This window comes from Flavihumibacter sp. ZG627 (assembly GCF_000814325.1).
GTDB lineage: Bacteria > Bacteroidota > Bacteroidia > Chitinophagales > Chitinophagaceae > Flavihumibacter.
The window spans coordinates 86,456-108,854 of the sequence record NZ_JPHF01000001.1 but is presented as its reverse complement, the minus strand read 5'-3'; the positions used below and the strand labels follow the sequence as shown (position 1 = coordinate 108,854).

Sequence of the window (22,399 nt, the reverse complement as noted above, 5' to 3'; positions counted from 1 at the left end):
TATGGCAAATAAGAAACGGTAGCTCAAAGGATACGATCCGGGTAGTTTCTTATCATATTTAGGTATATCTGAAATATCTACCTGAATATGTATAACATAATACCTGAAAATGAAAATAATATATAACCGGATAAAATATGTGTGCAACCGTTTGCGCTATTTTAGAGATCATCTTCTGTTGAACAGCTGATCCGGAATCCATAAGGGCAGTGCCTGCAATTAGATCTACAGCAATAACCTCTCAGCAGATGATACAATTCTGTAAACACATAGAAGCCATTTTCTTTATAGTAGTGTAAGCCTTCCATCAACATTTCCTTTTGTGTGGGAAATTTATAAGTCCTGGAATGTTTCAACAGAATATCAAAACCCGCCAGACAATCTCTGCAAAGGCAATCATAAAAGGAAGTTTGAAGAAAAACGGTAGTTTCTCTGCTAACCTGAACCGTATTACATTGACAATTAGCTATATCCCCTGTTTTGCATGTAAAAGATCTGGAGCATCTTGGGCATTCCTTCGTTTCATGTTTTTCCATATAGGTAAAGGTTATTCCGAAAGCAATAAAAAATGCAGGCAACACCAGGATGTTGCCTGCGGGTGTAACTAAACAACTAGTCTGCCGTAACAGTTACGCGCAGCTCTTTAGCCGCTGCAACCATTTCCTTTAATGCAATCCTTGTTTCTACCCAATGGCGGGTTTTTAATCCGCAATCGGGATTCACCCATAACTGGTCTGCAGGTAAAAGAGATTGAGCATGTTGCATCAGCTTAATCATTTCTGCTTTTGAAGGCGTGCGTGGAGAATGTATATCATAAACACCCGGACCGATATCATTTGGATAACTGAAATCTGCAAATACATCTAATAATTCCATTTGAGAGCGACTACATTCTATGGTAATTACATCAGCATCGAGGTCAGCAATACTTTCCATAATGTCATTGAACTCCGAATAACACATATGGGTATGTATCTGGGTTTCATTTTTTACACCGCTGGCGGCAAGCCGGAATGAACCAACAGCCCAATGGAGGTATTCATTCCAATTTTCTTTATGCAAGGGCAAGCCTTCCCTGATAGCTGGTTCATCAATCTGGATTATACTGATGCCGGCCTTCTCAAGATCCAGCACCTCATCACGGATAGCGAGTGCGATCTGCCTGCAGGTTTCACTGCGGGGCTGGTCATTTCGCACAAAACTCCATTGAAGGATTGTGACCGGTCCTGTTAGCATACCCTTTACAGGTTTACGAGTTAGCGACTGTGCAAATGATGTCCATTTTACAGTCATGGAAGCAGGGCGAGAAACATCACCAAATATAACCGGAGGTTTCACGCACCGGCTGCCATAACTCTGAACCCAACCATGCTGCGTAAAGGCAAATCCATTCAACTGCTCACCGAAATACTCAACCATATCATTTCGCTCAAACTCACCGTGAACCAGTACATCCAGTCCAATTTCTTCCTGCCAGTTTATAGCATCCCTGATTTCCTTTGCTACGAGTTCATCATACTGTTGTTCTGTAAGATCTCCTTTTCGGAATTTAGCTCGCCAGGCTCTGATCTCTGCGGTTTGGGGAAAGGACCCAATGGTGGTAGTGGGGAACACAGGTAATTTAAGAACGTCCCGTTGTTTTCTTTTTCTCTTCACAAAATCATCCTGCCTTATCAGGTCATCAGGTGTTATAGATAATACTCGCTCCTTAACATGTGTGTTATGGATGATTTCAGAAGATAGGCGATCCTGCTGCGCTGCAATATTCTCAGAAAATTTAGTGTTTATCTGTATATCACTTACTTCGCACATGAGTTGTTTTAATGTCACAACCTCCTCGATCTTTTGTTTTGCAAAAGCCATCCATTTTTTTATAGCAGGATTAAGGGTTTCCGCATTCACCTCAAGGTCCAGATCACAGGGGCAATGAATCAGGGAACAGGATGGGGCTATCCACACCCGATCATGACCTAATTTCTCCACGGCTGCATTAACCAAACTGAGCGATGTAAGGAAATCGTTCTTCCATATATTTCTGCCATCAACGATACCTAAAGAGAGATTGGTTTTGGAGTTTACAAAACCGGGACTGGTCAAAAAATCATCCAGTTGAGCCGGGCATCGTACAAGGTCTAAATGAATAGTTTGTACAGGAAGGCTGAGCACTGTTTCCAGGTTGTGACCAAAGCAATCAAAATAACTGGTGAGTATGATATGTAAATGAGGAAACTTAGTTTTAATTTCCTGGTATGTCTTTAAAAATACTGACTGTTCTTTATAAGTGAGATCTAGAGAAAGGCAGGGCTCATCAAACTGAATATAGAAAGCATTGGCGGCATCTAATTTCTCCAGCACCTCCAGATATACGGGTAATAAGTTCTTAATAAGATCAATACGGTGAAAGCCAGGTTCTTTTTCTTTTCCTAAAAGCAGATAAGATAAAGGGCCGAGGAGAACGGGCTTTGCGTTTATACCCGATTGTTTGGCTTCAAGGTATTCCTGCACAACTTTAGTGTTATACAATGAAAACTTCTGATTGGCGGTAAACTCCGGAACCAAATAATGGTAATTGGTATCAAACCATTTCGTCATTTCCAATGCCGTGATATCATATCCATCTTTCTGATAGCCCCTGGCCATGGCAAAAAGGAGATCATAATCATTCAATTGTTTATCTACCATCAATGAATGAAAACGTTCAGGGATAGCACCTACCATCAGGCTAAGATCAAGTACATGGTCATAAAAAGAAAAATCATTACAGGGGATAAGGTCAATTCCTGTCGATTTTTGAAGTTCCCAGTTTTGCAGGCGGATATCTTTACCGTTCAGCAGCATTTGCTGCAACGAGATTTTACCCGACCAATACTGTTCTAAGGATTTCTTGAGTTCACGTTGGCTGCCAATCCGCGGGTAGCCTAAGTTTTGCGTACGCATTTTTTAGTCTTTAACTATTTACTTATAAAATGCTCTTTTGCGTGACTTCTAAAAACAATCAATAAAGGCAGGTCTCCTGACTTGTAACATTTTTATCGCCCTTCCCGCTTTTGGCAGTGGACATAATTGATAAAAACTTATGTGTTACTTACAGTTGCGCGACAGTTTGTGATTCACACACAATTCCCTATTAATTCACGTTAAGTAAAACCTTTCTGATTGAAGAAGCTGTAATAAAAGAACTTATCGCCGCGAATATAAACCGTTTTACTAATGGTTAGTTCTAAGTTATTTTCTGGTGCCGAAATAGTTCACTAACATTAAACATGATTGTAAATAGTATGCAAACGATTGATATAGTTAATCAATGAGGTATTGAAAAAAGTATGGCACATATCCCCAATTTTCTATTGGATCAGACCTGGCCAATTATATGAGTAAGGAAAACGATAACGCAATCTCTCTGAGCATTATGTCATGGAGCAGATTGTAATAGCATTCCTGAAAATGAAAATCCCGCTCCATTGCAGAGCGGGATTTTCATTTTACCCATGCTTATTCTTACTTGTTCACTATAAGTTTCCTGTTAAATACTTTTCCATCGACGCCAATGCGCACCAGGTAGAGTCCATTGATGAGTGAGTGTGGCAGACTCAGTTGTTTTTGTAATATACCATTCTGCAACCCGGCAGATTGTGACAACACCAGCTTGCCATTCATATCAAATAACTGGATGGCAACCGGTGCAGCCACTGCAGTGCCTAGGTTCAGGCGGATAGAGAACTGGTGGCTTGCCGGACTCGGATAGATCACCAGCGCCGAGGCCTGCGCAAGCTGGTCTTTTTGCGTATCCCTTGCCAGCGCAGCACTTGTATTACTATTCAGAGCAGTCTTAAATCCAATGGATTCAGAATATTTGGTTACTACCTTAGCACATTTAGCCCGGAGATGCCAGATATAGTTCTGGTTACGATTCAGGTTGTTTATTGTCACCGACCGGTCTGCAGGTGCAACATTGGGAACATCGATCCATTTAGAACCCTTTGAAGTGGATTTATATTGTACCTGCCACTGATCGGGGTTGGTTGAAGCAACCCAGTTCAGCGTTGCGCTGGTTGAGTTGATATTGGTTGTGGTAAGGTTGGAGAAAACACCGCAGGGGTCACAATTTTCATCCGTTTGTCCATTGCAGTTATCATCAATTCCGTTACCACAAATTTCTGCAGCGCCAGGGTTGATGGCTGCATCGTCATCATTACAATCACCACCGATGCCAACATATCCTGGAATATTAGTAGTACAAGGAGGATTCGGATAAATTACTTCCGAATTACCCCAGCCATCCCCATCAAAGTCAAGATAATAAGTTCCATCGTTAGTACATCCTGTACCACCACAAAATTCATCAATTTCGCCATCGCAGTTATCATCAACACCATTACCACAAATTTCCTCTGCGCCCGGATGAACGTCTCCGTTAGTATCATCACAGTCAGTATTATTCGCAACCCATCCCGATGGTGCTGATGAGCAGTACAAAGCTTTTGAGGTATTGGGATCACCATAAGTATCCGTGTCCGCATCTCTGTAATACGTAATCGGGGTCCCAACATTATACTCCAGGGCTCCCATGTCAACGGTTATATTCACTATGCGCGTGGTTCCATTGATGTCAGTAAGAACCCCCGCCGGAATAGCCGCATTGCTGCCAGCATCAATTGCCGGCGAGCATTCAGCCAGATTTAGACTAACACTAAACAAAGGATCGAGATCAAGGTTTCCGGTGCCCGTATGTCCACCCTTTACAATGGAATAGGTAACCGTGGATGTACTTAAATAGGCTTCCCTTATTTCCGGACCAGTGGGGGCAGCATTATTCCATAAAATACAGTTGGTGATGATGGGATTACCCTGGTAATTTTGAATGGCACCACCAGAAGAAACGGCAGAATTCGCCGTAATGGTAGTATTGATTAATACTGGATTAGCCTGGTCATTATCAATTGCTCCCCCGTTAATTGTAGCAGCATTACTTTGAATCACGCAATTTATAAAGGAAGGATTGGATAAAGCCCGGTTGGATATTCCCCCGCCCATACCGGCTGAATTGTTTGCTACTGATGTGTTTGTAATGATTGGAGAAGATCCCGTATTGTAAATGCCTCCCCCATAAGTAATGGCTGTATTATTAAAAAGGCTACAATTATTTAGTATGGCCGAAGAGGAAAAGTTTGCGATCGCGCCTCCGCTGGATGTCGCAGCATTATTAGCCATTACACACTTGTTAAATGTGGGTGTGCCATTCTGGTTAAGAACCGCGGCTCCATTTACCGCGTAATTATAGAGGAAATCGCAATTGCTTATAATAAGTGAAGAGCCATCATTAAACATTCCGCCACCCCAATCAAAGGTTCCGCCCCCGTTTGCATTACCATCACTAATGGCGAATCCGTCGAATACAGTAGTTTCTCCAACACCGGTACTAGTTACAACGTGGAAAGCATTGTCCGTCAAAACAGGAGTGACGCCAAAATCATTTTGCGCGAGATCGCCGCTCAAGCGGGATTTACTAGTTCGGACATCGTTCAGATCATCAATCCCATTATTGGGATCAAAGCCTCCATATAGTGACACTCCATTCTTTAATGAAATAGTTGAGGTCCTGCTATTGTCGATTGCCAGAAAGCCTTCATCCACAAAATAGGTTCCTTTCTCAACAAAGATCTTAGCGCCAAATGATGCTACTGTTAATGCTTTTTGAATGGATTGAAATGGAGATGCCCAACTGGTGCCTAAGTTGGCATCACTACCTGATGGTCTCACAAAATAAAACTGCCCAAATCCGTCGGCAGCAATGATCATGGTGAGTAGTAGTAAAAGAGGGCGGAAAAAGCAGTTAGTAAATTTCTGGTTCATTGGTTTGGGGGTTAAATGTTAGGCAAGGGGTTTAGGGGCTACAGATTGCCGAAAGCAACTGATAGCTTTAAGAAAAATAGTTCAGGGATGATCAACGGGATTGGAACGATGCGGTGAATACGCATGTTTAGAATCTGCAGGTAAGATAATTGAGGGCGAAGATTGTAGCAAAAAACTGACCGGACAAGTACTGGACAAGGGGGGGGACAAAGAGCCGACAGGTGCGGATCCGTGAAATTGACTGCTTCTCCGGGGCATGAGAATACCTGATCCTGCAAAGGATGCAGAGCAGGATCAGTTATTTTTTAGTCAGGGGGGAATCTTAGGCTATAAGCGGTATAATTGTTTCCGCCTTGTTACGGGGGCGGTCAAAGGCATGCAAAATCAACCGGGACCCTTCCTCCAACTGGTGATCTTTCTGACCGTAATACATCCATTGGTTTATAATTCCGGTTTCTTCTGCCCTCCCGGTCTCCAATATTTTGCCTGCCGCATTTATAAGGGTGCAGGTAACTTCTACCACCTTCACATTGTCTGTGGCGATTATTAATATTGGCTGCCCGGATAATCCTTTATATCCGCTGCTATCATAGGAATCAATAACAGGTGGAATCAGCTTGTCGGACTGGGCTATATGGTATTCCGCTTGTTTTGCTGTTCGGAAAGGGGTATAAAAAGCCTTAGCCTCCGGGTTTTTTATGACGTTGCTGCCATATTTCTGGGCTCTTTTGAATCGATTTTGATTCGCGGCCTCCCCTTCCGTTTTCTTGTGACTCTTACGGCTCGGGTTGGTAATGAGATACTGGTCCTCCCCCAGATTTTTGAGATAAAACAAGTCTCCGATCTTACCAGAGAAGTTTTTTAGCAGGATGTTTCCTTTGTTTTTTGCCATTTTCAAATAGGTTTTGATTAGTTATGTTCATGTTGTCTTCCGCTTTAGTAGGCATTTAGGCTAATTGTGGTCCCCTCCTGGTCGCCTCTTTATCCCCTCTTTATCGCCACTTTGTCACCCTATACCGCCATTTTTTCATTTTTGAATCCGAGTTTAATATACAGATTAAGTTAAATGTATGGTATGGGGAAGCGCTGTTCTGATAAAATATTCCCGAAAACGAGGTTTGGGCTCCCTGAGTAAGGTTTTGCAGCGAGACCCACTTTGCGACCCCTATTTTAGAAGCAGAATTTTCTCCACCAAAGCACAAAAAAAAGCCGCCAGTTCTTACCGGCGGCTGAATAATTCTATTTTGAGAGATTTAATTCTCGTAAGGGAAATTTCTCGCAACCTTGCGCATCATTCTTTCAATAAGGTCATCGGTTGAAGAAAAAACATTATCATCCATTGCTTTCGTGTAGCGCCAGATCAGTTTGCCCTCATTTTCTGAATTGATCTGCATCACAAGGTTGCCTGCTCCGGTTTTACCGCCTAAGCCACCAAATAATACTGCTTTTGCAATGGCACCACCCTCAGATGCTGTTTTCTCATAAGAATAGCGGCACTTGATCACAGCATCTACTTTTAAAATCTTACAAAGTGAATCGGCGGTTATTTCTCCAAGCTTATCTGCCAGTCCGGAGGATCTCAATAATGTATTTGTTCTTTCCGTATCCTGAAACTCAACAGTGTATTTGCTTGATTTCCTCAGCAAATAAGTATACATACCGGATTGCAAATCTTTAGACAGTGTAGCCTCTTCCTGCTTATGCGCTTCTTCATTATAATTTTTGGGCGGACGCTTATAATTGATTGTAGCATCAAAAGGAAGTATTGCTACCGTTTTATGGCTGGATATTTCTGAATCAAATTGCGGGGATTTATAAATCTGCTTGGCACTTTCAAACTGGGCAAAAGAGCTAAGGGCTAAAAAAATACTGCAAAACAGGAGAAGGTTCTTTTTAATCATTTTGTAAAGCTTTATTTAGGATATGCAATAACGATAGGCGCTGCAAAATATTATATTCCCACTCAAGTGAAAATTAAGTTCTGCTTTAGGTTAACAATATCCATTAAATGGCGGGGCAGCGTAATCGGGATTTGGCAATTAAGGTAATGAAGTGGCTACAGAGCGAAAACAGTGGAAGGCATAGGTGAAAAAAACGAGTGTTTTTTATTGATCTATATTTAGTACAATAAATGCATTTAGTGTTCCATATTTAGTGCAATATAAAAACTGCCTGAATTTCAGTACAACGCCATGCCAGTTGCGGATTGTAAAAGCGAGCATTTGTAGCAGGCATTTAAAGCAAGCATTTAAAGCAAGCATTGAAGCGAGTATTTTAATTGGAAGCTTCCTAAGTTTCGAGCGTCGCGAGGAGAGCCTGCAGATCAAGCGGGCGCGTGTACATCTCAATCCCTCCACCAGGCCGGGTAGGCCACTGGTCGCGGGGCTTATCCCAGTACAATTCTACTCCATTACCATCAGGGTCATCGAGATAGAGAGCTTCGGAAACCCCATGATCGCTGGCGCCCGTTAATGGATATTTTGCATCGCGGAGGCGCCGGAATATGGCTGCAAGATCGCGGCGGGTCGGATATAGAATTGCGGTATGATACAATCCCACTGCATTTTCTACAGCCGGTCCGGCCCCTTTGCTATGCCATGTATTTAGTCCGATATGATGATGGTATCCTCCCGCACTTATAAATGCTGCCTGTGAACCATACATGGTTATGAGTTCAAAACCAAGAAGATCACGGTAAAAACCAAGCGCACGGTCGAGGTCAGACACCTTCAGGTGAACATGCCCTATCCGGGTTTGCGGTGGAATGGTGTACTGATTATCCATGTGTGTACTTACGATTGAATATTCTTATGATGGGAATATACGGATAACCTTTACAAATCGACCATCATAATAACTGTTCAGCGGCGTGATGGTAACACCATATGCCTTACCCGAAGTGGAATGAATAAATTGAAGTGCACCATTATCATTGTCTGTGATGATGCCCATATGTCCAACTATTCTTATGCTGCTGTCGGTACCGGTAAACAATACCAGGTCGCCGGGCTTTGCTTTCTCTCTTTGCACCTGCTTTCCCACATTGGTAAAATCCACGGATGAGCGCGGCACACGAATACTGAAATGATTGAAAACATAGGTGATGAATCCCGAGCAGTCAAAACCAACAGTGGGATCGGTAGATGCATATTTATATGGAACGCCCTGAAGCGTTTTCGCAAAGCGTATGAGCTCAGCTGGTTTGAGATTTCCCACCTCCACTTTCTCCGCCGGCTGAAGCGGTGCGGGTGATTCGCGGATCACTTCAAGGGCAGTAGGAGTTTGGGGTTGATTATCCGAATTGGATACTGCTATCACCCTTGTTTCCCTGGTTGGGATACCGCGGGGAGGAAGTGCGGAGCCCGATTGTGTGCTTGCACCCGATGGTTGATTTTTTGCTAATGAATCAGTTCGGCCAGCAGGCGGAACATGATTATTACTATCCTTTATAGAACCGGAATCAACCGGTGGTTGCGGGTGCAGTGTGTCGATAACCGTTTCCGTCGGAATTTCATCCGGGTTATCGGGTTTGTTGTCGCCACAGGCTGCGGCAAAAACAAGTATGGCAAGTAGATAGTGTTTCATATTTCCCTGTATTCAATAACTATTCCATACCGGATTAACAACTTCTCCATGCCTGCTAAACATCCCCTTTTAATTGCGAGTGATGATGCTGCCGGGTTTCGGTAAATTTGTACAAATCAATTTACTATGATCGCATTTCTCGGAACGGGCCTGCTAGGCTCGGGATTTATAAAAGCATTGCTACAGAAAGGAGAAAAAGTACAGGTGTGGAACCGCACGTTTGAAAAGGCAAAGGAGCTGGAAGCGGATGGTGCCGTTGCTTTTGCCGCGGCGGCTGATGCAGTTAAAGGGGTGCAAAGAATCCATCTCTGTGTGTCTGATGATGCGGTGGTGGATAGTGTGCTGCAACAGGCCGAAGCCGGAATGGAAAAGGGCGCTATCATTATCGACCATTCAACAACCTCAAAGAATGGTGCTGTTGAACGTACGCGCAACTGGGCTGCAAAGGGTTTCACTTATGTGCATGCGCCAGTTTTTATGGGACCATCCAATGCATTGGATAGTTCGGGATTCATGCTGATTTCGGAGAGCAGGGAGCTGACGGAAAAGTTGCGCCCCTGGCTGGAGCCCATGACAGGCAAGCTGTTGGATTTCGGGGTTGAGGCTGGTGGTGATGGTGATGCAGGAAGTGGTGGCGCAGGTGATGTTACAGGCAAAGCCGCCGGTATTAAACTGATCGGGAACCTCTTCCTGATCTCACTAACCGGGGCTTTCTCTGATATGCTGGTTATAGGAAAAGAAATGGGCATTGGCGGAGAGGAGATCGCTAAATTGTTCCAGGATTTCAATCCGGGTGCGGGTGCGCCTGGCCGTTTGAAAAGAATTATGGCGAGGGATTATGATAATCCATCCTGGGAATTGCAGATGGCGCGCAAAGATGCCAGGCTGATGATGGAAGAAGCGGAGAAAGGCGGCAAATCTTTACTCGTGATTCCGCCCATGGCTGCTGAGATGGACAAATTTCTTGAAAAGGGATTAGCGCATAAAGATTGGAGTGTGATAGTGTCGGATAAGTTCTAATCCTCCAGCGTATGCAAAAATGCAATCACCTGTTGCATTTCTTCATTCGTTAACTGGAGTGGATCTGGTGGAAGGGTCTGGTGCGGCAGCGTTAGTCCCATTCCAACAGCTCCGCCTTTGTTATAAAAATCCATTACTTCTTCCAGCGTCTGGTAGCCGCCATGATGCATATAGGGCGCGGTTAAACTTATATTCCGTAGTGTAGGGGTTTTGAAGGCGAAACGAAAATTTTCGATCTTCCAGATACCATAACGGCCGGGATCAGTGTCAAGCTCCTTACTATCAGGATGTTTCATTACACCCAACACTTCAGATTCCGTAAACTGGAAGGCAGGGGGAACGGTTCCATTGAATACGGGTGCGAAATGGCAGGTGCCGCATTTGGCTTTGCCCATGAACAGATCGAAACCGCGTTGTTCATCTATTGACATCGCATCCTCCTGACCATTCATAAAGGCGTCAAACCTGGAGTTGAAACCTGCCATTGATCTTGTAAAAGAAGCGAGTGCAACCTGAACCTGCCTTTCGGTCATCCATTCCTGTTCACCGGGAAATGCATCCTTGAACAGCTTTGCATAAGAAGGGTCGGCCACAAGCCTTGTAACATTCTTTGCCAGGTCTCCATGAAACTCTTCCTTATTTTCAATAACTGTTTTTGCCTGGTCTTCCAGGAAGGTATTGCGCATATCCATGAACTGCCCTTTCTGTAGTCCGGCATAGAGAATGGTGGGTGTATTGCGTGCCACTGTTCCGCCCGAAGCCAATGCCAGCGCCTTTGGCAGTGCATCCGTAAATGCTTTGGCTGGATTATGACAGGACGCGCAACTTATATTCCTTGAATCAGAAAGTGCGGTTTCAGTAAATAATTTTTCTCCAAGTGCTGCACGCGCTGCACTGAATTTTGAATAGCTATCCGGAATAAAATGATCTATCCGGAATGAACTATCGGTGAAAATATGCGGGGCCAGCATATTTAATGGCCCTGATCCATTCAGTACTGCAATGCCCGCATCCTGCTGCGCTTGCAGGATGGAAGCAGAAAGGGGGTTAAGTTGCTGGCTTATAAATTGCAGTCGCGGGAAGCTGTTGAAATCATGGTAACGGCCAGCCACAAACGCAATAGCTGAATCAAGTGCCTTATTAAGATGCAGGAGCTGGTTATCGCTAAATGATTCTTTATAGAAACCCAGTAAGTTTTTATATGCCTGCAAGGTTACCGGAATTTCGGTTATTCCTTCCAGTGAAACCGGTGCATCAAAGCCACTGAGCTGAAGGGTCGCCATTCGTACTATATCCATTCGGATGGCATCAAAAACCTGGTCGTCCCTGAAAGCTTCCTGCTCCCAGATGGTCTGGAGACGAATGAATATAGATCGCATTTTACTGGCTTCCAGCATTAGTGCGAATGAATCAGTATGTGGAGTGCCATCAAATAGCAGTTCTTCCAAAACCTGGAACCCGCCGGGGGGCAGCACTATATGTTCTTCTGCTTCTATTTCGTCGAGGGCCGGACCAATCAGTTGCCTGGCCGAACTCGGATAGAAATAATCGGTGAGTGGGGAGAACGACTTATATATTCTTCTTCCCTGGCGGTAAGACCTGCGCAGGGTAGTTGTATCACCGCCGCTCTGAACAAGGGGAATGAAATCATGGTCGATCCAGTTGACCATACTGTCAAGGGAATTGGAAACAGCTGTGCGGATGCCCTGAACCTGGCCGGAGGGTTTGCCTTTTGGAGTTTCATTGATGGTACAGGAAATCAGAAAGCCAACCAGTGTGGCAGTCAGAACAAATAAGCGCATAATATTATTTCAAGCAAATACCTCACCCCGCAGATGCAGGATGAGGTATGGTATCAATGGTTAAGGGAATTATTTCTGAACACCTCTCACAATGATGGTTTGGCCTCCTTCCTTATTACCGGAAACGGTGCTGCCATCAGCATTGCGGAACTTCTCATCCTGCCAGGTATGCGGGTGAATATTCACCAGAAAGGTATTGGGTGAACCGATGGTTTCAGAGATATCGATCATAGCACCAAACTCCCATGAACCGAAACGCATATTATTGGTGGTATTATATTTTGCATTGAATGTTGCGTCATCACGACGGTGGTCCATGGTCATCCACGGCTTGTATTTTCCGCTGCGGATATCATACTGCCAGATCCATGAATCATGCTTAGCCTCCGGATAGTATGAATCTCCGTCTTCCTGGATATACACGAAGTTATCGGTAACGCAAACGTTATCGGGATTGATAAGGTCGTTACCGGGATCAGTACCGCCATCAGCAACGGCTCTAAGTGAACCTTTCAATGGATTATTGGCATCCAGTTTCAGTTGGTAAAGCCGGCCCCATTTTGTTTTGGTCGACTGTCCATTTACACCCGTTGCAACGAAGAAAATTTCTCGGCTCTTGCTACCACCACCTTTGCGATAGTCGAGGTCTTCTACCCGCGCGAACTGGATGGCATTTTTTGCTACAGACTGTGCTGCTATTTCAACACCGGTTGCCGTGGTGTGGTTATCAACCGGAACAAATTCAACATCGTATGATGATCCCAGTTCCATATTGGTTTCGATAGGATCATTATTGGTACGTTTCAACATGTAAAGCTGACCATTCTCAAGGTCGCCTACTGAGTTGGAAACATAGAGCAGCACCTGTCCATTACCGTCATCTTCGCCGATCACTATTACAGTGCGACCTTTGAAGGCATCTTTTGGAAGAGGAACAGCGTTCTCCATACTGGCGCGACCGAGGGCGGGCACTACGCGGTCGGTACGCTTGCGGTCTTCCGCAGATCCGAATGGGTTGATAGCATGGATGCGTGATTCGGAGCCGCTTTCACCGGCTGTAAGGAAGAGGGGACCGAAGCCATGCTCTTCAGGGGTGGCCATGGTTGCGGAGCAGAGACGCCATTGACCGCCATCGCCATCAACGATATACTCACCTTTAACCGGCTTGAACGATTTATCGAGGAATACGCGGGAAACGCCACGCAGGATCTCATGGTTATTGATCATAACGTAGCCATCACTGTTAGGATCCCTAAGCAAGCCGGCACCATCAGGTTGTGCACCATAAATGAAAGAGGGAGAAGCGGCAAGTTGGTCATCACTGCCAATAAGGGTGAAGATCTCGGCTTCTTCAAAGCCAGGCATCATTTTTACGAATGAAGGGGTGGCGGAATGATTCTTTAGCTGAACAACGGGATTGGGTTTTGTTCCGTCCCAGTCTTTTACATGATCCCAAACCTTATTGCAGCTGGTAACGGCAAAAACAGATGCCATTCCACCTAACAGCAATGATGCGCGGCTGATTGCTTTCATTTTATTCTTGATTTTGAATCAAAGCTATCAGCCTGGTATTAAGCCAGTGTTACCGCAATTTAACCTTTGTGTGATGTGGAAAAAAATCAAACTTCATCAGCCTGCCAGGGAGTAGCAACCAGCATATTGCTTAATGGATAGATGGTTATAGGGGGGTAAGATTTAAGGAGATTGTAAGCGGACTGTTGTAAATGAAATTAGCAGGTGGAGATAGGTCTGAACCTTTTGTCTTCCCGGGGTTATTGCTTATAGTTTCAATAACAGGAGCTCCATTATTTAGGAGAGATCTGTCCGTTAGGGTATAATAATCATAACTGGACGACAAGGTTTATTGACGGATCTCCATACGGTACCTTTTTGCCTGCTCGCGCAATATCTTCTCGATCTCCGTTTCCAGTGTTTGTTCTTTATTGCCGGCTTTATTGGCGCGATCGGCCGCAAGGAAATTTTCCCTCTTTACTGTTACCTCGCTGATCTGCTTCTGGATATTATTTCGTTTGGCTGACAGGTCGGAAATATATTTCTTCAGTTCGGCCTTTGACTTTCCTTTTAAGTTTTCGGGTAGTGATGAGGAAGGTAGTTTGGTGAGGAAGGCAGTATCAGCAGCATGTGCGTCTACCAGGTCCCAGCTATCATTGCGATATACCTCACTCTTGCCCTTCACTGAAATTCGTTTAGCCGCCACCGATGGATGTGCTTCATAATTGACGCGGTCTACTTCTTCCTGTTTTGATTTGCCCTCGGCGGCAAGTGTACCATAACCAATATAGGTTGCATTGAGTTTATCATTCAATACAATCAATTCCTGGTCGTAGGGCGTAGGTATATCCTGGATGCGCGCGTTGGAATTTATATTCGTGAAGCTTCCACGGCCACATTCAGCACCGAGGTTCCAATGCTCGCGGATGCCCTGCTGGCGGTCGCCGCAATAGATGGTATTAACGATCACGCCCTTTTGTTTGGCGATGGTGCATGCCTTTGTAAAGGGAGTTGTTCCCTGCAGGAAATCTTCGTTACCGGCAATAAAGATCACTTTGTAGTGTGCATCACCGTTATCCCAGGGAAGATCGGTGAGTGAGGTATGCATAACTTGTCCGCAGTATTCATCCCCGCCATTGGTGGTGAGTCGGAACAGGTTGCGTGACACTTCATCCAGATCGCTGGTGAAAGCGCTTATCTGTTTCACATAGCCAACCTGTGCGCTGTTGGAGCTACGACCATATTCATAGAGTGCCAGTTCCACCTGCGGTGTTTTACCATCGCAGCGGGCCTTTCCCAGTACGCTCACCATGTTCCAGAGTTGGGCCTTGGCCTGGTCTATGAGGCCGTCCATGCTGTTGGAGACGTCGAGGAGAATCGCGACCTGGATCTTTTGGGGAGAGATGGAGGGATGGAGGGATGGAAGGGGTGCGGGTGGGTGCAGGGGTACTGATGTAGTGGAGACAACGGTTGTTTGTGTACTTATTGATGCATTCTGTATTGGTGGTGCCATCATTACTTCGGGTGAATCGGATAATGGTGGAACCTGGGTTACGGGCGGCGACTGGCTTACAGGTGGTATGGGCGGGCACTCTGCAATAATAGTTTCCTGGTTCAAACGGTTATAGACAAACGTAGTTGTTGCGGCCACAATTAGTATGGCCGTGGCGGAGGTGGATAGCAGAGAGGGCATGGTTATGGTTTTCATGCTGAGATGCAATCGCAGGATTGAATACATAAACCGGAAAACGTTTTTGGATTGTTTTAACAATCGCCTTATTCCTGAGTTCCTGGCATCGTGCTTCTATTCATATACAATTGGTTCCAGCGATATCCGTCAGGGTCTTTGAAAGCGAAACCATACATCCATCCCTGGTTATCGGCAGGCGGGGGTTTTTGATTTGATGAATAAAGCTAGTTTTATGGGGTCGAAATGCTACGGGCAAAATGCGACAATTGAGCGGGGAGATCGGACATATTTTGAGATTCTTTGTGTGCATACAAAATTCCCAATAATGATCAATGGAAGGAATTGTTGACCTAATGTTAAACAGTTGGGGGTGTGACTTTTATCAGTCGGGAAGCCCGGAATAAGCTGTACTTTGTATCAAAGAGTTACACTATGAACATTAATATTCAATCGCTGGATTTTACCGCATCAACTGAGTTAAATGAGTTTGTGAATGAAAAAGTATCAAGACTTGGCCGCTACCTCGACAATATTATCAGTTATGATATAACCTTGAAACTTGAAAAGTCTGCAACAAGAGAAAATAAGATCGCAGATATTCGCCTGGTCATACCGGGTAACGATCTTTTAGCAAGTGCGCAGGCAGATTCTTTTGAGAAAGCAACTGCGGAAGCTGTTGAGGCCCTCGAAAGGCAGATCGAAAAATTAAAGTCGAAGAGCGCATACTAAGGATAAACAACCAATCAATGAAGACCAGCGAAATTTCGCTGGCTTTTTTTATGGAAGTTGTTAACGTTCGGCTCGGTTATGTTTGCGAAAGGTGATGGTTGAACAGGGGGATGGTTGGGCAAGGTGATGGTTGGGCATCGTTATCGTGCAATAAAAATTACAAATTGCAGCTTGTATCAGGAGCTATACTATTTTCAAGGCTGTTTTTAAAGTGATCCAAATATGCTCCATAATTGGCCTTTATTGATCCAAATACGGGTCAATATAAAACACATCTTTTTTTAACCCCACTCTCCTGCAACTTCCGATTTGTAAAAAGGAATGGCAGAATCAATGTAACGATAAAATAACCCTTAGATAATAGGTTTTTTCACGCTGGTTCAATCATCTTTTATTTTAGTTCTTTACACTAAATTTCAACGAGCATGAAATCAAAAGAAACGGATAAATGGGGCAAAAAGGAAATACTTGCGGAAATGGGCAAACAGATCAGGTTAAAAAGATATCTGAGTAATATTTCAATCAATTTTGCTGCATTGAACACCGGACTCAGCAGAAGCACTATTCACCGGATGGAGAATGGAGATCCTGGTGTTTCAATTGGCGCCATTTATAAGGTTCTGGTTCAAATAGGAGTAGAGAAAAATCTGCTCAACCTGGCAGGGGCTAATGAGATAGTTGAAGCGCTAGTGAAACAAAAAATACTCCGCCGGCCCAAGGCAAAAAATAGAAAATTTATGCCAGACAACCGAATTGGGAGCAGTCCTTTGTGAAAACTAAAGAAAATACTCAACGCCAAAGGGGGTGTTCGGATGCGCGGCGCGCGCGGTCCATTAGCATTTCCATCTCTTTTACTTTAGCAGGTTCTGAGCCCGCAAGATTGTTTTGCTCACCGATGTCAGTTGAAAGATCGAAGAGTTCAGTTCGATCAGGCTGACCGTTGCTGTAATATCGAATCGCTTTCCATTTGCCATGGCGCACAGCCTGTTTAAATCCGCCTTCACCAAATTCCCAATAGAGAAATGCATGGGAAGGTTGCACATTACCCATAAGTGCCGGGAGAAAAGAGATGCCATCTCCTCCAGGCGATGAAACACCTGCGAGTTCTGCGAAGGTTGCGGGCATATCCCAGAAAGCACCAATATGAGGATTTTCGGAGCCTGCCTTTATTTTTTTCTTCCAGTTCACGATAAAGGGTATGCGAATACCCCCTTCATAGAGATCGCGCTTAACGCCTCGTAAGGCGCCACTGCTTTTAAATGTTTCGATAGCATCGCTTTTCGATCGGCCGCCCTCAACATGTGTTCCATTGTCGCTGGCAAAGATCACGATGGTATTTTCTTCCAATCCGGATTTACGAAGCTGTTTCATTATTTCCCCAACATAATCATCCATCTCAGTTACCATGGCAGCATAGGCCGCTTTGGGAAAAGGCTGTGGACCATAATGCTGGCCTGCAGGATGTGCCTTCTCCTCACCAAAAATGCTTCTTCCGCGGCGGATGTATTTGCGAAGGTATTTTGGATTGGTCACAAGCTCTGCATGGGGAAGTGTAAAGGAAACGTAGAGAAAAAAAGGTTTCGCAGTATTGGAGGAGATTGGAGAATTGGAGGTGGTTGGAGAATATGAGGAAGTTGAAGAATGCGCGGCAGCTGAAGTATGTGCGGCAGCTGAAGAGTTTGCGGATGATGAAGAGTTCGAGGAGGTCGATGAGTTTGAAGAGGGTGAAGAATGCGCGGCAGCTGAAGTATTTGCTTTGGAAGCAGTTTGCAGTTTAATAAACCGCAGCGCTTCATCCTTAAACCATTCATTGGCATATTTGCCTGCGGGAAGCGGCACCCTCACAGACTCCCCACTGACGATCTGCCAGGCCGAATCGGGCTTCTGGTAATGTCCTTCAATATGATGAAGGTGACCACTGAAAAAATCCCAGCCTTTGCGTTCAGGCGTTCCCGTGGTACCCTGCAACCCGAGACCCCATTTGCCCACCATTCCATTCATATATCCCGCCGCCTTCAATCTTTGCGCGAGCGTCGTATCATTTTCACGCAATGGCACTTCACCATTACCACGCACATATACATGACCGGTATGCTGCCCCGTCATCAGCGCAGCACGGGAAGGTGCGCAGACTGTGCTGCCGGCATAGAAATTGGTGAAGCGCATGCCTTTGCGTGCGAGCTTGTCGATATTAGGTGTTCGGATCTTTTTTTGTCCATAGACGCCAAGATCGCCATAGCCGAGATCATCGGCGAGTATGAAAATTATATTGGGTGGTGTGGGAGCATTTGATTGTGCCCACAACAATACCGGAACTATTAGAAATAAAAGCAAAATGGAAATCCTACTCATAAGCCAAACATCTTTAATCAAATCGTAAAAATCCTGTGCCCACATATTTAACAGTGTCGCGAATTTTTTTTGCATTTGCAACTAATAAATATTCCTGTCAATCGGCGCAGTAAACATATTAAGCGAAAAATCGGCGCGGCATATTGCCAGGAATTTGGCGCGATAAAATTAATGTGCGGAACATTCCTATAACTTTTCTCCTGGTTGTTTTAATCTGGATCCGGGCAGTGGTTTATTCACCAGCTTCCGTGCATCCTCATCCTGGTATTTGTCGATCTGCTTCAGCAGTTCTTTTTTCATCTGCGCAGTGATCTTTTCATATCCCTTCTTCCCATACAAATCATTCATTTCATTAGGATCGGCCTGCATGTCAAAAAGTTCCCAATCATCTACCCGCTGGTAAAAACGGATCAGCTTGTAGCGACCTGCACGCACACCAAAATGTGGCGATACAGAATGTTCTCCATTCTCATAATAATGATAATACATCGTGGCAGGACCCTTGTTAGCAGTATCTTTTAACTGGGGAAGGAAAGACCTGCCCTGCATATCGGCAGGAACCTTCACGCCTGCTGCCTGAAGCAGGGTTGGACCGATATCGGTATTCATCACATAGCTATTGACCACGGTGCCCGGCTGTATATGCCCGGGGTAGCGCATAAGCATGGGTGTTCGGAATGATTCTTCATACATGAACCGCTTGTCGAACCATCCATGTTCACCGAGAAAAAATCCCTGGTCGCTCATGTAAATAACGATCGTATTCTTAGAGAGGCCATTCTGGTCGAGGTAGTCGAGCACGCGACCAATATTGCGATCCATGGATGCTGCGGTGCTGAGATAATCTTCCATGTAGCGCTGGTATTTCCATTCCGTCAATGCATTACCACTGAGGTTCCTTGCTTTGAGGTCGGCTTCAATGGGGCCATAATATGCATCCATCCGCTGGCGCTGCGCTTCATTGTAACGTTTGTGATAGCCCTGCCCCTTATTACCGAAGGAATGCATTTTAAGATCATAATCCATCAGCATGGTTTTGGAGATGGTCATGTCCTGAACGCTTGCTGCGGCGCGACCGCGATATTGGTCATAGAAATTCTCCGGCAGGGGAAACTTTGTATTACTGAACATGCCAAGGTCGGCAGTATCGGGAATCCATGTTCGATGGGTAGCCTTATGGCCGATCACCAGGCAGAATGGTTTGGTGGCATCGCGCTTATTGAGAAAGTCTTCCGCGATATCAGTGATGATATTGGTTACATAACCATCGATACGTTCTTTGCCTCCACCCATTGTGAGGAAATCGGGGTTATAATATTCTCCTTGTCCGGGTAATATTTTCCAGAAATCAAATCCCTGCGGATCAGAATGCAGGTGGTATTTTCCCACCCAGCCTGTCTGGTAACCATTGGTGCGAAGCTGTTTGATAAATGAATCCTGGTTGGCATCGAAGGTGGAATTCTCATTATCCTTAAACCCGTTTTTGTGGCTGTATTTTCCTGTGAGGATCACTGCCCTGCTTGGTCCGCAGATGCTATTGGTTACATAGGCTTTATTGAAAATGGCGCCTTGTTTGGCGATCCGATCAATATTGGGGGTGGTTGCCAGTTTGCTACCATAGGCGCTTATGGCCTGGTAAGCATGGTCATCGGAAATGATGAGAACTATATTTGGGCGGGCAGGGGGGTGAGGTGATTGTAATTGCGATGGTTGTGTTTGCGCAATTGCCTTACCTGCCAGTAACAATGAAGTGGCCAGCAAACCAACACATAGTTTTGAAATCATTCTTTTGCTAAAGCTCTTCATAATTTTTCGTTTACACATGCAAGTTGAAGGCACGTCCGGGTAATTAACTGCCGCTTTTTTTACCTCTTTTATTATGAGATAAGTCAAAAGCAGGTGATCATTCTTCGATAGCGCCCAAACCGGAAATACCTGTTCGCACCTCGCCATCATTTTTCCCGATGAACCGGAAATAGCGAACCTGCTCCGGCCTCTTCAGCACCACGAGTTGCTCAATGGGATTGGCCTTGATATTACTAAATTCCCCTTCTGAAACAGTTTTCCAGTTCTTGCCATCAACACTTACCTGCCATTCATAACTGGTAGCAGCAAACGCTGTTTGTCCAGACTGCGGCTGGTAAGTAAATGCTTTCACTGAATATGCCTGTCCCATATCAATGGTAACCTGACCGGGTTTGGCGGGAGTTGATTCCACTAACTTCCATCCGCTGCGATCGATACCTGCCTTACCCCTGATCTTTGCGTAAGATGGGTCGGGGATACTATCGGGGGCGCGGAATACGCCGATATCACTGAGCGCAAGGCTCACAGGTGACTCGATAATGCGGATGCGAAGTCTGTCGGTCTTTACAGTAGCGGGTAGGCGGATGAGTCGATTAGCGCCAATGCTGGTGGCCTCTCCCACCTGTTTCCAGAGCCCGTTGCTCATTACATCCACTGCAAGTTTCTCAATACGCTGCCCCAGTTTAATGTTCTCACGCAGCCTGATAACATTGAAGGTTTGAGGCTCTTTCCATTCAAGTAAAACTTCTGCTTTGGTTACATCATCATCAGTTGCCCAATAAGAATAGCGATTGGCATCGATCAGTTTATCAGCACTGAATAATTTATTATCACCACGAACATTGCTGGCAGAAATTTTTGCTTTCTTAACAAGGTTCTCAGCAAAGGTTTTCTTCAGTATTTCACCGAAAGCTTTGAGGGATTCCACATCATTGTCGTGGAGGAGTCCACGGGTATCGGGGGAGAGTCCAAGGTCGAGGTTGCCACCGCGACCAACACTTTTAAAATAGAGATCGAAGAGTTGTGCAGGTGTTTTAACTCTCTTATCCTGATCGGCATGATAGAACCATCCTGGCCGCAGAGGAACATCGCATTCTGCCGGCTTCCAGAACTCACCGTTACGGGTACCGCCAGCGGAGTTTTCATATTTCATTTCACCGGGAACGGCCACTTTATTTCCATCTGTAGGAATCGGCGTGAAGGTTGCCCAGGAAGTTTCTGCTGCATGACCATGTTCATTTCCCACCCAGCGTACATCGCCCATATCACTGAAGATCACGGCCTTTGGCTGGAGGGTGCGCACAAGTTTCCAGGTACTATCCCATCCATAATAAGTAGTGCGGTCAATATTTCTTTTTTCATTGGCGCCTCCATAGTAACCATCGCCTCCGTTGGCACCATCAAACCAGGTGATGAAGAGTTCGCCGTAGTTGGTATAGAGTTCGCGGAGCTGGTTGCGATAGTCGGTCACATAAGCGGCGGTTCCATAACCGGGATGATTGCGATCCCACGGTGAGCAGTAGACGCCGAACTGCATTCCCGCTTTTTTACTGGCTTGTGCAAATTCTTTGACCATATCGCCCTTGCCATCTTTCCATGGACTTTTACTAATATTATATGGAGTGGTTTTTGTTGGCCAGAGGGCAAAGCCATCGTGGTGCTTGGCAACGAAAACCACGCCTTTGAATCCACCGGCCCTGGCTGCGTTCACGATCTGTTGGGCATCAAATTTTGTGGGATTGAAGATGGAAGGATCTGCATCGCCGTAGCCCCATTCTTTATTCTCAAATGTTGTGGGTGTGAAATGGATCAGCACATATGATTCCATCTCATGCCAGCGAAGATGGTTTTCAGTTGGCAGCACACCATAGGGTATGGGGTATAGCTGTTGTTGCGCAGATGCAGTGGCAAAACTGAATGCTACGAATAGCAGCAGCATTAAATGCCGTCTGCACGGATGGATTCGCTGTGACCTTGACTCATAGGTACGGAACATACACGACAGATTGATCATGAGCATATATTAATTGGTACAAATCTCCATTGATTG

Annotated in this window: 16 protein-coding genes and 1 riboswitch; of the genes, 3 read left to right on the top strand and 13 right to left on the bottom strand. The window is 45.2% G+C overall.

The genetic code is table 11. The annotated features are described in order from the left end of the window. Window positions 1-161: 161 nt before the first annotated feature. The 7 genes from HY58_RS19815 to HY58_RS18590 all read right to left on the bottom strand — a co-directional run bounded on the left by HY58_RS19815 (window position 162) and on the right by HY58_RS18590 (window position 9,438). Window positions 162-536 carry a cysteine-rich CWC family protein gene (locus HY58_RS19815; RefSeq protein WP_072037552.1) on the bottom strand — a complete coding sequence of 125 codons (375 nt, stop codon included), beginning with the start codon at window positions 534-536 and terminating at the stop codon, window positions 162-164. Window positions 537-612: 76 nt separating this feature from the next. Then, the gene (metE, locus tag HY58_RS00435) at window positions 613-2,937 is read right to left on the bottom strand and encodes a 5-methyltetrahydropteroyltriglutamate--homocysteine S-methyltransferase (protein WP_039126168.1); all 2,325 of its coding nucleotides are present in this window, start codon (window positions 2,935-2,937) and stop codon (window positions 613-615) included. Window positions 2,938-2,985: 48 nt separating this feature from the next. Continuing rightward, window positions 2,986-3,167, bottom strand: a riboswitch (cobalamin riboswitch). 331 nt (window positions 3,168-3,498) lie between these two features. Beyond that, entirely contained in the window at window positions 3,499-5,853 is a 2,355-nt protein-coding gene (locus tag HY58_RS00430) for a MopE-related protein (protein ID WP_082022002.1), read from the bottom strand. A 322-nt stretch (window positions 5,854-6,175) separates the two neighbouring features. Continuing rightward, window positions 6,176-6,745 carry a hypothetical protein gene (locus tag HY58_RS18595; RefSeq protein WP_052323706.1) on the bottom strand — a complete coding sequence of 190 codons (570 nt, stop codon included), beginning with the start codon at window positions 6,743-6,745 and terminating at the stop codon, window positions 6,176-6,178. A 361-nt stretch (window positions 6,746-7,106) separates the two neighbouring features. Further along, a complete protein-coding gene (locus HY58_RS00420) occupies window positions 7,107-7,754 on the bottom strand; it encodes a hypothetical protein (RefSeq protein WP_039126162.1) in 648 nt (215 codons plus the stop codon). 388 nt (window positions 7,755-8,142) lie between these two features. Then, a complete protein-coding gene (locus HY58_RS00415) occupies window positions 8,143-8,637 on the bottom strand; it encodes a VOC family protein (protein WP_039126159.1) in 495 nt (164 codons plus the stop codon). A gap of 24 nt (window positions 8,638-8,661) precedes the next feature. Next, window positions 8,662-9,438, bottom strand: coding sequence for a C40 family peptidase (locus tag HY58_RS18590; protein ID WP_052323705.1), 777 nt, complete (start codon window positions 9,436-9,438; stop codon window positions 8,662-8,664). Between the two features lie 126 nt (window positions 9,439-9,564). On the opposite strand from HY58_RS18590, the gene HY58_RS00405 reads away from it, so the two are divergent. Continuing rightward, complete coding sequence (locus tag HY58_RS00405; protein ID WP_039126157.1) at window positions 9,565-10,458, top strand: NAD(P)-dependent oxidoreductase; 894 nt, start codon at window positions 9,565-9,567, stop codon at window positions 10,456-10,458. On the opposite strand, the gene HY58_RS00400 is transcribed toward HY58_RS00405, so the two are convergent. From HY58_RS00400 to HY58_RS00390, 3 genes are all read right to left on the bottom strand, one after another. After that, entirely contained in the window at window positions 10,455-12,260 is a 1,806-nt protein-coding gene (locus HY58_RS00400) for a cytochrome-c peroxidase (protein WP_052323704.1), read from the bottom strand. The two genes, HY58_RS00405 and HY58_RS00400, sit on opposite strands and share 4 nt — an antisense overlap. Window positions 12,261-12,329: 69 nt before the next feature. Further along, on the bottom strand, window positions 12,330-13,793 hold the full coding sequence (locus HY58_RS00395; RefSeq protein ID WP_039126155.1) for a hypothetical protein: 1,464 nt from the start codon (window positions 13,791-13,793) through the stop codon (window positions 12,330-12,332). 328 nt (window positions 13,794-14,121) lie between these two features. After that, window positions 14,122-15,510 (bottom strand): VWA domain-containing protein, encoded by a 1,389-nt coding sequence (locus HY58_RS00390; RefSeq protein WP_156123519.1) that lies wholly within the window; start codon window positions 15,508-15,510, stop codon window positions 14,122-14,124. Between the two features lie 384 nt (window positions 15,511-15,894). Between HY58_RS00390 and hpf the strand changes: the two genes are divergently transcribed. Further along, entirely contained in the window at window positions 15,895-16,191 is a 297-nt protein-coding gene (gene hpf / locus HY58_RS00385; RefSeq protein ID WP_039126152.1) for a ribosome hibernation-promoting factor, HPF/YfiA family, read from the top strand. 425 nt (window positions 16,192-16,616) lie between these two features. Beyond that, window positions 16,617-16,964 carry a helix-turn-helix domain-containing protein gene (locus tag HY58_RS18575; RefSeq protein ID WP_052323700.1) on the top strand — a complete coding sequence of 116 codons (348 nt, stop codon included), beginning with the start codon at window positions 16,617-16,619 and terminating at the stop codon, window positions 16,962-16,964. A gap of 16 nt (window positions 16,965-16,980) precedes the next feature. On the opposite strand, the gene HY58_RS00375 is transcribed toward HY58_RS18575, so the two are convergent. From HY58_RS00375 to HY58_RS00365, 3 genes are all read right to left on the bottom strand, one after another. Next, window positions 16,981-18,543, bottom strand: a complete 1,563-nt coding sequence (locus tag HY58_RS00375) for an arylsulfatase (protein WP_082022037.1) — start codon at window positions 18,541-18,543, stop codon at window positions 16,981-16,983. Between the two features lie 186 nt (window positions 18,544-18,729). Continuing rightward, the gene (locus HY58_RS00370) at window positions 18,730-20,349 is read right to left on the bottom strand and encodes a sulfatase (protein ID WP_253271470.1); all 1,620 of its coding nucleotides are present in this window, start codon (window positions 20,347-20,349) and stop codon (window positions 18,730-18,732) included. A 97-nt stretch (window positions 20,350-20,446) separates the two neighbouring features. Next, window positions 20,447-22,288 (bottom strand): alpha-L-fucosidase, encoded by a 1,842-nt coding sequence (locus tag HY58_RS00365; RefSeq protein WP_039126150.1) that lies wholly within the window; start codon window positions 22,286-22,288, stop codon window positions 20,447-20,449. Between the last annotated feature and the right edge of the window lie 111 nt (window positions 22,289-22,399).

Coding starts and splice junctions, on each gene's coding strand:
- hpf (WP_039126152.1), top strand. CDS start 15,895: ATGAACATTAATATTCAATCGCTGGATTTTACCGCATCAACTGAGTTA.
- HY58_RS00430 (WP_082022002.1), bottom strand. CDS start 5,853: ATGAACCAGAAATTTACTAACTGCTTTTTCCGCCCTCTTTTACTACTA.
- HY58_RS18590 (WP_052323705.1), bottom strand. CDS start 9,438: ATGAAACACTATCTACTTGCCATACTTGTTTTTGCCGCAGCCTGTGGC.
- HY58_RS00415 (WP_039126159.1), bottom strand. CDS start 8,637: ATGGATAATCAGTACACCATTCCACCGCAAACCCGGATAGGGCATGTT.
- HY58_RS00400 (WP_052323704.1), bottom strand. CDS start 12,260: ATGCGCTTATTTGTTCTGACTGCCACACTGGTTGGCTTTCTGATTTCC.
- HY58_RS19815 (WP_072037552.1), bottom strand. CDS start 536: ATGGAAAAACATGAAACGAAGGAATGCCCAAGATGCTCCAGATCTTTT.
- HY58_RS00370 (WP_253271470.1), bottom strand. CDS start 20,349: ATGAAGAGCTTTAGCAAAAGAATGATTTCAAAACTATGTGTTGGTTTG.
- metE (WP_039126168.1), bottom strand. CDS start 2,937: ATGCGTACGCAAAACTTAGGCTACCCGCGGATTGGCAGCCAACGTGAA.
- HY58_RS18575 (WP_052323700.1), top strand. CDS start 16,617: ATGAAATCAAAAGAAACGGATAAATGGGGCAAAAAGGAAATACTTGCG.
- HY58_RS18595 (WP_052323706.1), bottom strand. CDS start 6,745: ATGGCAAAAAACAAAGGAAACATCCTGCTAAAAAACTTCTCTGGTAAG.
- HY58_RS00390 (WP_156123519.1), bottom strand. CDS start 15,510: ATGTATTCAATCCTGCGATTGCATCTCAGCATGAAAACCATAACCATG.
- HY58_RS00395 (WP_039126155.1), bottom strand. CDS start 13,793: ATGAAAGCAATCAGCCGCGCATCATTGCTGTTAGGTGGAATGGCATCT.
- HY58_RS00420 (WP_039126162.1), bottom strand. CDS start 7,754: ATGATTAAAAAGAACCTTCTCCTGTTTTGCAGTATTTTTTTAGCCCTT.
- HY58_RS00405 (WP_039126157.1), top strand. CDS start 9,565: ATGATCGCATTTCTCGGAACGGGCCTGCTAGGCTCGGGATTTATAAAA.
- HY58_RS00375 (WP_082022037.1), bottom strand. CDS start 18,543: ATGAGTAGGATTTCCATTTTGCTTTTATTTCTAATAGTTCCGGTATTG.
- HY58_RS00365 (WP_039126150.1), bottom strand. CDS start 22,288: ATGCTGCTGCTATTCGTAGCATTCAGTTTTGCCACTGCATCTGCGCAA.